Source organism: Alteromonas sp. ABH4_457, from assembly GCF_056160625.1.
In genome coordinates, this window is the sequence record NZ_JBSWXN010000006.1 from 416,716 (window position 1) to 429,783 (window position 13,068).

15 protein-coding genes and 1 tRNA gene are annotated in these 13,068 nt (G+C 47.8%); 10 read left to right on the forward strand and 6 right to left on the reverse strand.

The genetic code is table 11. The features are described from left to right. Positions 1-32 precede the first annotated feature (32 nt). The 3 genes from ACXAGR_RS17200 to pyrF are packed head-to-tail and all read left to right on the forward strand — an operon-like array spanning position 33 to position 2,163. On the forward strand, positions 33-290 hold the full coding sequence (locus ACXAGR_RS17200; protein WP_232373348.1) for a lipopolysaccharide assembly protein LapA domain-containing protein: 258 nt from the start codon (positions 33-35) through the stop codon (positions 288-290). 3 nt (positions 291-293) lie between these two features. Next, entirely contained in the window at positions 294-1,463 is a 1,170-nt protein-coding gene (gene lapB / locus ACXAGR_RS17205) for a lipopolysaccharide assembly protein LapB (RefSeq protein WP_474844240.1), read from the forward strand. A gap of 7 nt (positions 1,464-1,470) precedes the next feature. Then, a complete protein-coding gene (gene pyrF / locus ACXAGR_RS17210; RefSeq protein ID WP_474844239.1) occupies positions 1,471-2,163 on the forward strand; it encodes an orotidine-5'-phosphate decarboxylase in 693 nt (230 codons plus the stop codon). Between the two features lie 65 nt (positions 2,164-2,228). On the opposite strand, the gene ald is transcribed toward pyrF, so the two are convergent. After that, on the reverse strand, positions 2,229-3,356 hold the full coding sequence (gene ald / locus ACXAGR_RS17215) for an alanine dehydrogenase (protein ID WP_119501424.1): 1,128 nt from the start codon (positions 3,354-3,356) through the stop codon (positions 2,229-2,231). Positions 3,357-3,491: 135 nt separating this feature from the next. Between ald and lrp the strand changes: the two genes are divergently transcribed. The 6 genes from lrp to serS all read left to right on the forward strand — a co-directional run bounded on the left by lrp (position 3,492) and on the right by serS (position 10,490). Beyond that, complete coding sequence (lrp, locus tag ACXAGR_RS17220) at positions 3,492-3,977, forward strand: leucine-responsive transcriptional regulator Lrp (RefSeq protein ID WP_119501423.1); 486 nt, start codon at positions 3,492-3,494, stop codon at positions 3,975-3,977. Between the two features lie 264 nt (positions 3,978-4,241). Next, complete coding sequence (locus ACXAGR_RS17225; RefSeq protein WP_474851510.1) at positions 4,242-6,863, forward strand: DNA translocase FtsK; 2,622 nt, start codon at positions 4,242-4,244, stop codon at positions 6,861-6,863. 4 nt (positions 6,864-6,867) lie between these two features. Continuing rightward, on the forward strand, positions 6,868-7,488 hold the full coding sequence (gene lolA / locus ACXAGR_RS17230; protein WP_474851512.1) for an outer membrane lipoprotein periplasmic chaperone LolA: 621 nt from the start codon (positions 6,868-6,870) through the stop codon (positions 7,486-7,488). 41 nt (positions 7,489-7,529) lie between these two features. Beyond that, positions 7,530-8,798 (forward strand): replication-associated recombination protein A, encoded by a 1,269-nt coding sequence (locus tag ACXAGR_RS17235; RefSeq protein WP_349587631.1) that lies wholly within the window; start codon positions 7,530-7,532, stop codon positions 8,796-8,798. A gap of 2 nt (positions 8,799-8,800) precedes the next feature. Continuing rightward, positions 8,801-9,184 carry a fluoride efflux transporter CrcB gene (gene crcB / locus ACXAGR_RS17240; RefSeq protein WP_119501420.1) on the forward strand — a complete coding sequence of 128 codons (384 nt, stop codon included), beginning with the start codon at positions 8,801-8,803 and terminating at the stop codon, positions 9,182-9,184. A 10-nt stretch (positions 9,185-9,194) separates the two neighbouring features. Further along, on the forward strand, positions 9,195-10,490 hold the full coding sequence (serS, locus tag ACXAGR_RS17245; RefSeq protein WP_474851514.1) for a serine--tRNA ligase: 1,296 nt from the start codon (positions 9,195-9,197) through the stop codon (positions 10,488-10,490). A 50-nt stretch (positions 10,491-10,540) separates the two neighbouring features. Here serS and ACXAGR_RS17250 read toward each other — a convergent pair whose 3' ends face one another. From ACXAGR_RS17250 to ACXAGR_RS17270, 5 genes are read right to left on the reverse strand one after another with little or no spacing between them, the layout of a single operon-like run. Then, positions 10,541-10,885: a TusE/DsrC/DsvC family sulfur relay protein gene (locus ACXAGR_RS17250; RefSeq protein ID WP_474844234.1), complete on the reverse strand. Its 345-nt coding sequence runs from the start codon at positions 10,883-10,885 to the stop codon at positions 10,541-10,543. Next, entirely contained in the window at positions 10,885-11,145 is a 261-nt protein-coding gene (locus ACXAGR_RS17255) for a hypothetical protein (RefSeq protein ID WP_474851516.1), read from the reverse strand. Before ACXAGR_RS17255 ends, ACXAGR_RS17250 begins: the two co-directional genes overlap by 1 nt. After that, entirely contained in the window at positions 11,145-11,498 is a 354-nt protein-coding gene (locus tag ACXAGR_RS17260) for a DsrE family protein (protein WP_474844233.1), read from the reverse strand. Before ACXAGR_RS17260 ends, ACXAGR_RS17255 begins: the two co-directional genes overlap by 1 nt. Further along, complete coding sequence (gene tusD / locus ACXAGR_RS17265; protein WP_474844232.1) at positions 11,498-11,854, reverse strand: sulfurtransferase complex subunit TusD; 357 nt, start codon at positions 11,852-11,854, stop codon at positions 11,498-11,500. The genes ACXAGR_RS17260 and tusD overlap by 1 nt, the downstream gene beginning before the upstream one ends. A 55-nt stretch (positions 11,855-11,909) precedes the next feature. Continuing rightward, a complete protein-coding gene (locus ACXAGR_RS17270; RefSeq protein ID WP_303574701.1) occupies positions 11,910-12,575 on the reverse strand; it encodes a Bax inhibitor-1/YccA family protein in 666 nt (221 codons plus the stop codon). 251 nt (positions 12,576-12,826) lie between these two features. Between ACXAGR_RS17270 and ACXAGR_RS17275 the strand changes: the two genes are divergently transcribed. Beyond that, positions 12,827-12,918, forward strand: a tRNA-Ser gene (locus ACXAGR_RS17275). The last annotated feature ends 150 nt before the right edge of the window (positions 12,919-13,068 follow it).

Consider the following 13,068-nt stretch of genomic DNA (forward strand, 5'->3'; position numbering starts at 1 on the left):
TCCTCTCAGAGAGTTAAAGAACAAAGGTCTTTGTGTTGAAAGGAATAGTTACCTTACTTGTTATTGTGTTTCTCCTCGTACTGGCATTTGCTATCGGGTCGCAGAATGATGCATCAGTGACAGTAAATTACCTGATTGCACAGGCAGAAATACGCATGTCTACGCTGATTGCTGTTACGCTCTGTATCGGTATTATCATCGGATTGCTCATCATGTTGTTGAGCTGGTTAAGTCTGCGCGTGCAGCTGGTTGCAACCCGCAGTCGTTTACGCAAAGCCATCAAAGAATAATTTATGCTCGAACTGTTGTTTCTACTTTTGCCTGTCGCAGCCGGGTACGGCTGGATAATGGGCCGTAACAGTGTGCGTCAGGCACAGCGGAAACAATCGAGTATTCTGTCCAGGCACTATTATCGTGGCCTTAACTTCCTGTTAAGCGATCAACCTGATAAAGCCGTTGATACACTGATTAAGATGATTAATCTGAACAGTGATACGGTGGAAACCCATATTGCCATGGGGAATTTTTTCCGCCACCGGGGAGAAATTGACCGCGCTATCAAGATTCACCAAAACCTGGTATCCAGAGAGGAAATTCAATCTAACCAGCAGGAAAACGCTTTAAAGGAACTCGGGCGCGATTATATGCAGGCAGGGTTTCTGGAGCGGGCTGAAGGTGCCTATTTGCAATTGATGAACAGTGACAGGCATTATCTCGTTGCCCAGCAACAGTTGTTCAGCATCTATCAAACTACGAAAGAGTGGGAACGGGCCATCGAACTGGCTGAAAAGATGGTTGAATGTCATGGTGACAGTGATGATGTTAGCGAGCGTCTGGCCCATTTTTATTGTGAACAGGCACAACTGGAACAGGATAACGGACAGCAGGGTGAAGCACTTATTCTGTTGCAGAAAGCGGTTAATGCAGATGAGCATGCTGTCCGCCCGTGGTTAATGCTTGGACATATTGCTTTTGACCAGAAGCGCTTCGGTGATGCGAAAGCGTATTTTGTACAGGTGGCAGAGCACGACCTCAACTGGTTCAGTGAAGCGGTCCCCGCACTTGAAGCAATTGCACAGGAAACCGGAGACTGGGACGGCTTTGAAGAAGCGTTGTCTTCTCACTGGCAGGAGTGCGCCACATCGTATCTCGCCATGGTAGATATAAAAATTCATCAGGGAAAGACCTCGGAAGCTGCCGATTACCTGCTCGATCAGTTACGCAAACGCCCGACCATGAAAGGCTTTAAAACGCTCATGGGCTTGTACATTGACCAGCTTAACGATGAAGCATCTGCAAACAGTCTGCGGTTACTGAAAGGACTTGTTGAAGAGCAAATGAAGCAGCGTCCGAAATACCGTTGTACCAGTTGCGGGTTTTCCGGAAGAAAACTGTACTGGCTATGTCCATCCTGTAAAAAATGGAATGTTGTTAAACCCATTAAAGGCTTAGACGGAGAATAAATTCCTCATGCAAGATCCTAAAGTCATTGTTGCCCTGGATTATGATAACAAAGACACCGCCCTGGCGTTTGTTTCGCAGTTAGACCCTGCAATATGCCGCCTGAAAGTCGGAAAAGAAATGTTCACCCTGTTCGGGCCTGAGTTCGTTAAGACACTGGTTAATATGGGGTTTGATATTTTTCTCGACCTCAAGTTTCACGATATACCCAATACCGTAGCGAAAGCCTGTAAAGCTGCTGCTGAGCTGGGTGTGTGGATGGTGAACGTTCATGCTTCCGGCGGCGCAGAAATGATGAAAGCAGCGAAACTGGCTATTGAGTCCAGTTCACATCCCGAAACAAAGCTGATTGCCGTCACCGTGCTGACCAGTATGGACGAAGCTCAGTTACAACGGGTTGTTCCCGGTGTGACGCCGGCACAACAGGTAGAGAAGCTCGCTGCACTGACTTTTGAAGCTGGTCTGGACGGTATTGTGTGTTCAGCGCAGGAAGCGGTATTGCTTCGTAAAACTATGAAGGCGCCATTCTTGCTGGTAACGCCTGGTATTCGTCCGGCAGGCAGTGACGTTGGCGATCAGAAGCGTGTGATGACACCGGTTGATGCGATGAACGCCGGCGTCAGCTACCTGGTAATGGGGCGCCCCATTACGCAGGCTGCTGATCCGCTCAGCGTCCTCAAAGAAGTGAATGCCTCTCTGTGAGGTAAGTTATACAAAAAAGCCCCGTCCTGTATGAACAGAACGGGGCTTTTTAATATCTTTACTGATTACTTCAGCGCTTCTTCAGCCGGTGTATACGTCAGACCCAGTTTTTCACCAAGTGCATCGACTACCGCTTTATACGTTACTTTTCCTTCGTGAACGTTAAGACCGTTCAGCAGGTGTTTGTCATCAAGCATAGCCTGTTTCGGGCCTTTATTAGCCAGCGCCAGACCAAATGGTAATGTCGCATTGTTCAGTGCCATGGTAGAGGTGCGTGCAACACCGCCCGGCATATTGGCAACGCAGTAGTGAACCACGTCGTCAATAATATAAACAGGATCCTGGTGTGTTGTCGCTTTTGAAGTAGCAAAACAACCGCCCTGGTCAATGGCCACATCCACCACAACTGAACCCGGCTTCATCGCTTTAATATGGTCTTCGTTCAACAGTTTCGGCGCTGCCGCACCTGGAATAAGGACTGCACCGACAACCAGATCTGCTTTTGATGAATATTGTTCAATGGCATCTACCGTTGAGAATACTGTTTTAACCTGACCGTTGAAGATATCATCAATCTGACGGAGTCGTGGCAGAGAGCGATCCAGAATGGTTACATCAGCACCCATACCAACAGCCATTTTTGCCGCGTTGATACCTACAACACCGCCACCAATTACCAGTACTTTACCCGGTGCTACACCCGGTACGCCACCAAGCAGAGTACCGCTGCCGCCGTGGGCTTTTTCAAGGTAGTGTGCGCCGGCCTGAACTGACATGCGTCCGGCAACTTCGCTCATCGGTGCCAGCAGGGGTAATCCACCACGGTCGTCTGTTACTGTTTCATAGGCAATACAAGTGGCGCCGGATGCGATAAGTAATTCAGTCTGAACAGGGTCCGGAGCAAGGTGCAGATACGTGTACAGTGTCTGACCCTTTCTCAGCATTTTGCATTCATTGGGCTGAGGCTCTTTTACTTTAACAATCATGTCCGCTTCAGCAAAAATCTGCTCAGCCGTCTGTGAGATGCGGGCTCCTGCAGACACATACATGTCGTCAGTGAAGCCAATGGCAGTACCTGCATGAGTTTCCACAACCACATCGTGACCATGGGTAACAAATTCTTTAACTGCTGCAGGCGTCAGACCAACGCGGTATTCATGGTTTTTAATCTCTTTTGGTACACCAACTAACATAGAACCCTCAAAAATTGTTGTTTTTTGTTTGTTTCAGATGGCGGCAGTATACGTGAGAAAAAAACGAAGTATGTGCTGAAGATTTTCAGGATGCCGTGCTATATTTTGTAAAACAAAGTAAGTGCAGAATTTAATATGCTGGTAAAAACACCAAAACACCTTGACCGGATAGACAGAAATATCCTTACACAGCTACAAAAAGACGGGCGGATATCGAATGTTGAATTGGCTAAAGCAGTGGGGCTGAGTCCCAGTCCCTGTCTTGAAAGAGTTAAGCGCCTTGAGGCTCAGGGTTATGTTACCGGATATCATGCTACACTTGACCCCGAGAAACTGGGCGCTGCCATGCTGGTTTTCGTTGAAATCACTTTAACGAAAACATCGGTGGATATCTTCGCAGAATTTTCTGCTGCAGTGCAGGATCAGGAAGATATTCAGGAATGTCACCTTGTGTCCGGAGATTTCGATTTTCTGCTGAAGGCAAGGGTAGCGGATATGTCCAGTTACCGGAAATTACTGGGAGATACCTTACTTCGTTTACCCGGTGTGAGTGAATCGAGAACCTACGTGGTGATGGAAGAAGTAAAAAGTACCACTGCAGTACGCATCAATATGAAATGACGGTTAAAAGTGGCGTGGTTGCCAGTGCTGCAGAAGGGTGGAAACGGTTAAAACCACTGTATATTAAACTAGGTATCCTTTTTCCCTTTGTGATAGTCTGTAATATTACAGTTACTGTAGTTTCAGTCGCTGTTCAGCCAGTATTCATCACGGCTGAAGAAATATTAAAATAATAAAAGTGTGTTAAAACAAGTCACCGTTGTTTTCTGTGTGCATGGAAAGGCTTCTGCACTTACGGTGACGGATAAAGATGATTAAGGGTTTATGGCGCGTTTAACAGGTATCCAGCGATTACTTGAAGCAGGCATGATGGTCGCCTGCGTTTTCGCATTCTTTATTTTACTGGCACTGGCTTCTTTTCATCCCGGCGATCCGGGATGGAGTCAGGCAGGCTTACAACTTGATGTGCATAACTGGGTGGGGGCAACAGGCGCCTGGGTCGCAGACTTATTACTTTTCAGTTTCGGCTGGCTGGCATATCTTTTACCGTTTTGCTTTGCCTTTATTGGCTGGTTCTTATTTCAGCACGTCAAAGATCTCGATGAATTTGATTATCTGACTATCGGCCTGAGAATCATTGGCGGATTACTGATTGCGCTGGGTGTTACCGGCATCGCAAGTATCAATTTTAACGATTTGTATAACTTTTCGGCTGGCGGTTTTGTCGGTGATGTAATCAGTTCTGCACTCATTCCTTATTTTAATACTGCCGGCACAATTCTGTTGTTGCTCTGTTTTTCCTGCACCGGTTTTACATTACTTACCGGTATCAGCTGGCTGGATATTATCGACAGTATGGGCAGTGCAACCATCTGGTTCGGCCGAAAGACCATTTCGGTCCCGCAACAGCTTATCGGTCTTGATATGCCAAAGCTGGCTTTATCTTCAGAAAAATCTGCAGGGCAGGGGAGTGGCGATACTGTCGAGGTAACAACACTGAGAGCTGCGCCACTACCTGAGGATGCACCGCGCAAGAGTGATAAAACAACGTCTTCTCCCTGGTCAGGGAGTCAGCGGGACGAGCCTTCATTTGGTATTCCTGATGAAGTATTCGCCAATGACGATGATGAACCACCTTTTGAAGTTGATGAACCGGTAACCATCGAAGCGGACAAGAAGTCCGGGTTCTCTTTCAGTAGTTTTAAAGAAAAAGTGATGCCGTCTAAAGACAAAGATACGGCTCCGGCTGAAAAATCTGAACCGGTGTTCAGTACGGATGATGCATCAGATGTTTCGGATGACAAACCACAAAACATTGAAACTTCAACGGTTACAGAACAGCCTGTGGCTGCGAAGCCGCTATCACAACCCGCTGCAAAACCAAAAACGCCGACAACTCTGGCTGAAGCGGTGGCTGCAAAAGAGGCTGAGAAGGCCGAAATTGCAGCATTAGGCCCAATGCCGTCCTTTGACTTGCTGGAACGCCCCGACCGTAAAGAAAACCCCATCACTCAGGAAGAGATGGATATGGTGTCCCGCCTGGTGGAAGACAAACTGGCAGATTTTAACATTGAGGCCAGTGTGGTAGGCGTCTATCCCGGTCCTGTTATCACCCGTTTCGAGCTTGATCTGGCGCCCGGTGTGAAGGTAAGCAAAATTACCGGTCTGTCAAAAGATTTAGCCCGTGCTATGTCTGCTATGTCAGTGCGTGTTGTGGAAGTTATTCCCGGAAAGTCTGTGATAGGTCTTGAGCTGCCTAACAAAAAACGTGAAATGGTTCGTCTGAGTGAAGTGATCACCTGTGACGCCTTCCAGAGCAATAAGTCTGCTCTGACCATGGTGTTAGGAGCGGATATCAGCGGTAAACCGGTTGTGGTCGATCTTGCCAAAATGCCTCACTTACTGGTGGCCGGTACAACCGGTGCCGGTAAATCCGTCGGGGTGAATGTCATGATTTTGAGCTTGCTGTATAAGTCCAAGCCGGAAGATGTCCGCATGATCATGATCGATCCGAAAATGCTGGAACTTTCAGTATATGAAGGGATCCCTCATTTGCTGGCAGAAGTGGTCACCGATATGAAGGAAGCCGCTAACGCGTTGCGTTGGTGTGTAGGTGAAATGGAACGCCGCTATAAATTAATGTCTGCTCTCGGGGTCAGAAACCTGAAAGGCTATAATGCCAAGGTGTTACAGGCCATCCAAGACGGCGAGCCGATTAAAGATCCGTTGTGGCGCACTGAAGACAGCATGGAAGAAGAAGCGCCGGACTTACAAAAATTACCGGCCATCGTTGTGGTTGTTGACGAATTTGCCGACATGATGATGATTGTGGGTAAGAAAGTAGAAGAATTGATAGCACGGATCGCGCAAAAGGCCCGTGCCGCCGGTATCCATCTTATTCTGGCCACGCAGCGCCCGTCTGTAGATGTTATCACCGGTCTGATCAAAGCCAACATACCCACCCGTATCGCTTTCCAGGTATCCAGTAAAATCGATTCCAGAACAATATTGGATCAACAGGGTGCAGAAGCGCTGCTTGGTATGGGTGACATGCTGTATTTACCGCCCGGCAGCCCGGTACCAACGCGTGTACACGGTGCCTTTGTGGATGACCATGAAGTGCATGCGGTAGTCAGTGACTGGCAGAAACGGGGCAAGCCTGATTACATTGATGAAATTCTTAACGGTGAAGCCACTGCGGAAGTCTTACTGCCGGGAGAAGCAGCAGAAAACGGTGACGAGGAATATGATGCCTTCTTCGATGAGGCTGTAGCATTTGTAACTGAAACGCGGCGGGCCAGTGTGTCTTCCGTGCAGCGTAAATTCAGAATTGGTTACAATCGTGCGGCCAGACTGGTAGAACAAATGGAAGCAAACGGTGTCGTATCTTCACCAGGTCATAACGGTAACAGGGAAGTGCTTGCGCCCCCTGTACCCAAGGAGTAGTACATTGAACCGTTTTATTTACACCATCGTTTTATCCGGTATTTTCGCATTTTCCGCGCAGGCGGATGACGCCGCCGGTGCAAAGTTAAAATCTTTGTTGTCCGGTATTAATCAGTTCAAAGCGCAGTATGCGCAGGTTATTACTGATAGCGGTAATAATATCGTTCATGAAACCAAAGGCGAAGTGGTGTTGGCACGTCCGGACAAGCTGCGCTGGGAAACTTACGCACCGGATGACAACGTGCTTATTGCTGATGGCGAAACGGTCTGGAATATCGACCCCTTTGCCATGCAGGTTACCGTGATGGATCAGAAAGGTCAGGTAAAAGATAATCCGTTCATGTTACTAACCTCTGATGATGATACTGTCTGGTCGAAATTCGTTATCCGTGCTGCTGACGACAATGCATCTGAATATATCGTTACCCCTAAAAACGGTGAAGGTCAGATCCGTGAACTGACCCTGTTGTTTGATGGCAACAGCCTTACAGGTTTGTCTACACTGGATGCACAGGAACAAACCAGCACCATTCTGTTCTCTCAAAGCAGTACCCGCTTTCCTATGGCTGCTGATACATTTCAGGCAGATATTTCTGATCAATTTATGGTAGACGATCAGCGGTGAGTTTGTTTTCGCAGGACGACTACGCCCCGCTGGCTGCCCGTATGCGGCCGGCCGGCATCGATGATTATGCCGGTCAGACTCATTTACTGGGCGAAGGGAAACCCTTAAGAAAAATGCTGGAAGCCGGTCATTGCCATTCAATGATTTTGTGGGGACCTCCCGGTACAGGCAAAACCACACTGGCAGAAATGATTGCTGCGTATACACAGGCAAAGGTAGTGCGTCTGTCAGCAGTCACCGCCGGTGTAAAAGACGTCCGGGCTGCGATGGAGCAGGCTGAAATAGATCAGCGTCATGGTCAGCGTACATTATTGTTTGTTGATGAGGTTCACCGGTTTAATAAAAGTCAGCAGGATGCATTCTTGCCCTTTGTGGAATCCGGTACGGTTACCTTTATCGGTGCCACCACAGAAAACCCCTCTTTTGAGCTGAATAATGCATTGCTGTCACGGGTCAGGGTTTATGTGTTGCAGTCGCTGGACGACAATGCGCTTAACGGGGTGCTGAACAGGGCGTTATCAGATAAAGATAAAGGGCTCGGCAAACGGGGATTTGAGCTGAAAGATGATGCCAGAAAGGCGCTTCTTGGCCTGTGTGCCGGTGATGCCCGCAGATTACTGACTTATCTTGAACTGGCCGGGGATTTCGCTGAGGGCGATGTCATCACACTCAGCGATGTTGAGCAGGCAACCGGCGAAAAAGTGGCTGCTTATGACAAACGTGGCGATACGTTTTACGATTTAATTTCCGCTTTTCACAAGTCAGTACGTGGCTCAGATCCTGACGCGGCGCTTTATTGGTATGCGAGAATACTGAACGGCGGTGGTGATGCGCTGTACGTAGCCAGACGTCTGCTGGCCATCGCGTCTGAAGACATTGGCAATGCAGATCCCAGAGCCATGCAACTGAGTGTGAACGCCTGGGATTGTTATCATCGTGTCGGACCGGCAGAAGGGGAAAGGGCCATTGCCCAAGCGGCTGTATATTGTGCACTTGCGCCAAAAAGTAATGCCGTTTATATGGCCTTCAGTCAGGCAAAACAGATGGCAGCTAAAGCGCCGGATTATCCCGTTCCGGTGCATTTAAGGAACGCCCCGACGGCACTGCTTAAAGAGCTCGGGCACGGCGATGAATACCGTTATGCGCATAACGAGCCCCATGCTTTTGCAGCGGGCGAGGTCTATCTGCCGCCAGAGATTGCCGGTACCCGTTTCTATGAGCCCACAGAACGCGGACTGGAGCAGAAACTCAAAGCAAAACGGGATTTTCTCGACACACTGAATCAACAGGCTACGGATAAAAAGGGATAGTCATGCCAACAGGAATTGTCTTGTACTGTTATATCGCAGCAGGCGGCGCAATAGGCGCGTGTCTGCGCTTTTTTGTCACATCTAATATCGATTCCTGGTTTGGAAAAGCGCTGCCCTTTGGTACACTGACGGTGAACGTATTAGGCTCGTTCAGCCTTGCACTGTTATACGGATTCATAGAGCGGCATGAACTGATGGATTCTCCCTATCGTGCTCTGATAGGTGTCGGCCTTTTAGGGGCTTTTACCACCTTTTCCACGTTCTCTATCGAAACACTGACATTACTGGAAAATGGCCTGATAATGAAAGCCATAGCCAATGTGTTATTAAATGTGTGCCTGTGCCTGCTGGCAGGATGGGCAGCAATAGCAATGATGAAAGGATAAAAAGAATTACATGTTAGATCCAAAGTTACTTCGGGCAGACATTGAGAACACTGCTAAACGCCTTGCCGACCGGGGCTTTACACTGGATGCAGACGCTTTTAATGCGCTGGAAGAAAAGCGCAAATCCCTGCAGACAAAAACGCAGGAATTACAGAATGAACGTAATGTCCGTAGTAAGTCCATTGGTAAAGCAAAAGCGCAGGGCCAGGACATTGCGCCATTACTGGCCGAGGTTGGCCAGCTGGGCGACGATCTTGACACAGCAAAAAATGAACTTGATGCATTGCTGGCTGAAATCACTGCACTGACTCAGGGGATCCCGAATCTTCCCCACGAATCTGTGCCGGTGGGTGAAGACGAAAACCAGAATGTGGAAATCAGTAAGTGGGGCACACCTGCTGAATTTGATTTCGAAGTAAAAGATCACGTAGATGTAGCTGAAGCTTTAAATAAAGGGCTGGATTTCGCTGCTGCGACGAAGTTAACCGGTAGTCGTTTCGTTGTAATGCGCGGCCACATTGCCCGCATGCACCGTGCACTCGCTCAGTTCATGCTGGATGTGCATACTGCAGAACACGGTTACCAGGAAATGTACGTACCCTATCTGGTCAATCATGACAGCCTGTATGGTACCGGTCAGTTGCCTAAGTTCGGTGAAGATCTGTTCCATACTCAGCCTGCCACCGAAGAAGGTCAGGGGTTATCGCTGATCCCAACTGCTGAAGTTCCGCTGACCAACCTGGCACGTGACGAGATTTTTGATGCCAAATCCCTGCCGGTGAAGATGACTGCCCATACACCTTGCTTCCGGAGTGAAGCGGGTTCTTACGGTCGTGATACACGAGGTCTTATCCGTCAGCATCAGTTTGATAAAGTTGAGCTGGTTCAGCTGGTTAAACCCGAAGATTCCTTTGATGCGCTGGAAGCACTGACTGGTCATGCGGAAGTGATTTTACAGAAGCTGAACTTGCCTTACCGCAAAATGTTGCTGTGTACCGGTGATATGGGTTTTGGTTCCTGTAAAACGTACGATTTGGAAGTCTGGTTACCGGCGCAAAATACTTACCGGGAAATTTCTTCATGTTCTAACATGCTTGATTTCCAGGCGCGCCGGATGCAGGCCCGTTACCGTAACCCGGAAACGAATAAGCCTGAATTATTACACACGCTGAATGGCTCAGGTCTGGCTGTAGGCCGTACTTTAGTGGCTATTCTTGAAAATTATCAGCAGGCTGATGGCAGCGTAAAAGTGCCGGAAGCACTGGTAAGTTACATGGGTGGTGTGACTGAAATTAAACCGGCTTAATCACACCGGTAAACACTAAAATGGCGTCTTCATAAGACGCCATTTTTGTATTACAGACACTTGGCGGGTTTAGGCAAGCCCGCCAGTTTTGTTGCCTGTTTGGCCGGCCCTTTTTTAAATAACCGCTGAAGATAACGGCTGTTACCTTTTTCCGGACCGTATTCGGCCGCCATTGCTTTCACCAGTGCGCGTACCGCAGGACTAGTTTCAAATTCCAGATAAAAATTCCGGACAAAACGAACCACTTCCCAATGTTCTTCTGTCAGCGAAATGTTTTCCTGCTCCGCCAGTACAGGCACCATGCTCTCGTCCCACTGCGTGTAATCCAGCAGGTAACCGTTCTTATCAGTTTCTATCTTTTTGCCTTGCCATTCAAAGCTTGTATTACCGGCCATTATAGTACTATCCACTTGCCATATTGTTGTGTGAAACGAATAACGTCGCTGTGTGAGATAAGGTCACTCTCTTCACAGTTCACGCCGCGGCATACAGCATCGTCAGCGAGTAGGTAAAGCGGAAAGTCACCACTCTGCAGTTCACTATATTGATAGACGCCGTTTCCCCGAAGAATAACAGGTATGTTCAAGGTTTCAGCATTCCGGAGATAACGTTGCTGCACATCATTACTCTTTGAGCCAGTAATAAATATTATCATCAGAACGTCACCACATGATCAACCCGTTCAATCAGCGCCGGCACCTCATCATCAGTTAACGCCTTAACAGTTTTTAATATATCCCGCCCTCTAATTCTTCTGGTAGCATAATCGGACTGCACGTAGTAACAGTCTTCAATGTCAAAGAATGGCAGCGCTTTAAGCCTTTTAAAGTGATTTTTCACCCCTTGCTGTTGCGGGGCCTGCTCTGTTAACTGGTAGATGCCGTCACCTTCAAACAGTATTGATACTTCGTGGCCGTAGTTCGTTGCTGCCATGGCAAAGTCCAGCCCGTCGGATGCCTGACTGACAGAGTAGGGGGCGGTAGTAAAACGAATAAGTAAATGTGCCATCAGAATTGTACCAGGTGTTCACACTGATGAAGCGAAGTGAAAAAATCACTGAGGCCGGTATGTTCGAAAACCTCTTCTTCGCCGGTGTCGTTTACACCCCGCTTGTCTCCCGCGGTCATGCAAACCCGTAATGAAGTTTGTGCTTTTAATTTCAAATCACACCATGCCTGATAGACATTCATTTCGTCATTAGGCGGGTTCATTTGTGGCAGCGCATTGTAAATGCCAGCCTGATAGAAAAATATCTGTTCAATTTCCTGACCGTCAGCAACTAACTGATGGCAGAAGGCCAGAGCGCGTGAGGCTCCGTCGTTGTCGTAGGGTGATGATGTGACAAGTACAGAATAACGGGACATAGAAATAAAAAAACACCCCTTACGGGGTGTTTTCCTCAGGCAGTAAGCCTTTTAATTAATCATCACCACCAAACGCACCCAGTAAGTGCAGGATAGAAGTGAACAGGTTATAGATGTTCAGGTACATTGAAACGGTTGCACGGATGTAGTTTGTCTCACCACCGTTAACAATACGGCTGGTATCAAACAGGATGAAACCTGACATGATGAACACGATGGCAGCACTGATTGCCAGTGATACCGCAGGTACCATGAAGAAGATATTCGCGATACCGGCGACTACAGCAACTACCAGACCTACCAGCAGGAATCCTCCAAGGAAAGAGAAATCTTTCTTAGTGGTAAGTGCATAACCTGACAATGCAAAGAATACCAGGGCTGTCGCACCTAATGCCTGCATAATAAGGCCGGGACCAGCTACACCTAAATAAAAGTTAAGGGTATAACCCAGTGATGCACCCATCAAACCGGTGAATGCAAACACCCAGTAGATACCGGATGCAGATTCAGCCTTACGCTGAACCACGAATAAGGTAATAAACGCACCGATGGTCATGACTAACGACATCATAGGAGAGATGCCAACCGCCATAGCGATACCGGCACACACTGCACTAAATGCCAGTGTCATAGCCAGCAACATATAAGTATTGCGCAATACCTTATTTGTTTGCAGTACTGACTGTTGAGATGCACCTGCATACATCGAACGTTGATCCATTGTTTCCTCCAATAGGACTATAAACACCAGAAAAGCCTGGTAACATTATCTTAGGTCATTTGTATGGGTTTTGGTTCCATTTTTCAAGTGCTATCAAACCCAAACTGTAAATAGACATGTCACTGTGCTGCATTAATCATCAACTGCCTGTTATTTATTAATACGTTGATTAAAAGCTAACCGGTTAAAGGCTTTTTTAAAATTAACGCTTTACAGGCAAAAAAATATCATTAAGATACGCATCACTTCTCGGAGAGATGGCAGAGTCCGGCTGAATGCACCTGACTTGAAATCAGGCGAAGGGTCAAACCTTCCGGGGGTTCGAATCCCTCTCTCTCCGCCACATTCCAAAAAGGCCCGCTTATTTTAAGCGGGCCTTTTTACTTTTCGCACCGTGTAAACGGTTGAAACTTTCCGGTCACACAATTCCATTACATTTAATTCATTGATCTCAGTGGTGCTCTTTCCGTATTCCCACGGTAAGGTCTGGAAT

Bases quoted from the DNA above. Each gene is read 5' to 3' on its own strand.
- ACXAGR_RS17260 (WP_474844233.1), bottom strand. From the start codon at position 11,498: ATGGCACATTTACTTATTCGTTTTACTACCGCCCCCTACTCTGTCAGT.
- crcB (WP_119501420.1), top strand. From the start codon at position 8,801: ATGCCAACAGGAATTGTCTTGTACTGTTATATCGCAGCAGGCGGCGCA.
- serS (WP_474851514.1), top strand. From the start codon at position 9,195: ATGTTAGATCCAAAGTTACTTCGGGCAGACATTGAGAACACTGCTAAA.
- lrp (WP_119501423.1), top strand. From the start codon at position 3,492: ATGCTGGTAAAAACACCAAAACACCTTGACCGGATAGACAGAAATATC.
- ACXAGR_RS17235 (WP_349587631.1), top strand. From the start codon at position 7,530: ATGCGGCCGGCCGGCATCGATGATTATGCCGGTCAGACTCATTTACTG.
- ACXAGR_RS17255 (WP_474851516.1), bottom strand. From the start codon at position 11,145: ATGATAATATTTATTACTGGCTCAAAGAGTAATGATGTGCAGCAACGT.
- ACXAGR_RS17270 (WP_303574701.1), bottom strand. From the start codon at position 12,575: ATGGATCAACGTTCGATGTATGCAGGTGCATCTCAACAGTCAGTACTG.
- tusD (WP_474844232.1), bottom strand. From the start codon at position 11,854: ATGTCCCGTTATTCTGTACTTGTCACATCATCACCCTACGACAACGAC.
- ald (WP_119501424.1), bottom strand. From the start codon at position 3,356: ATGTTAGTTGGTGTACCAAAAGAGATTAAAAACCATGAATACCGCGTT.
- ACXAGR_RS17225 (WP_474851510.1), top strand. From the start codon at position 4,242: ATGGCGCGTTTAACAGGTATCCAGCGATTACTTGAAGCAGGCATGATG.
- ACXAGR_RS17250 (WP_474844234.1), bottom strand. From the start codon at position 10,885: ATGGCCGGTAATACAAGCTTTGAATGGCAAGGCAAAAAGATAGAAACT.
- pyrF (WP_474844239.1), top strand. From the start codon at position 1,471: ATGCAAGATCCTAAAGTCATTGTTGCCCTGGATTATGATAACAAAGAC.
- lapB (WP_474844240.1), top strand. From the start codon at position 294: ATGCTCGAACTGTTGTTTCTACTTTTGCCTGTCGCAGCCGGGTACGGC.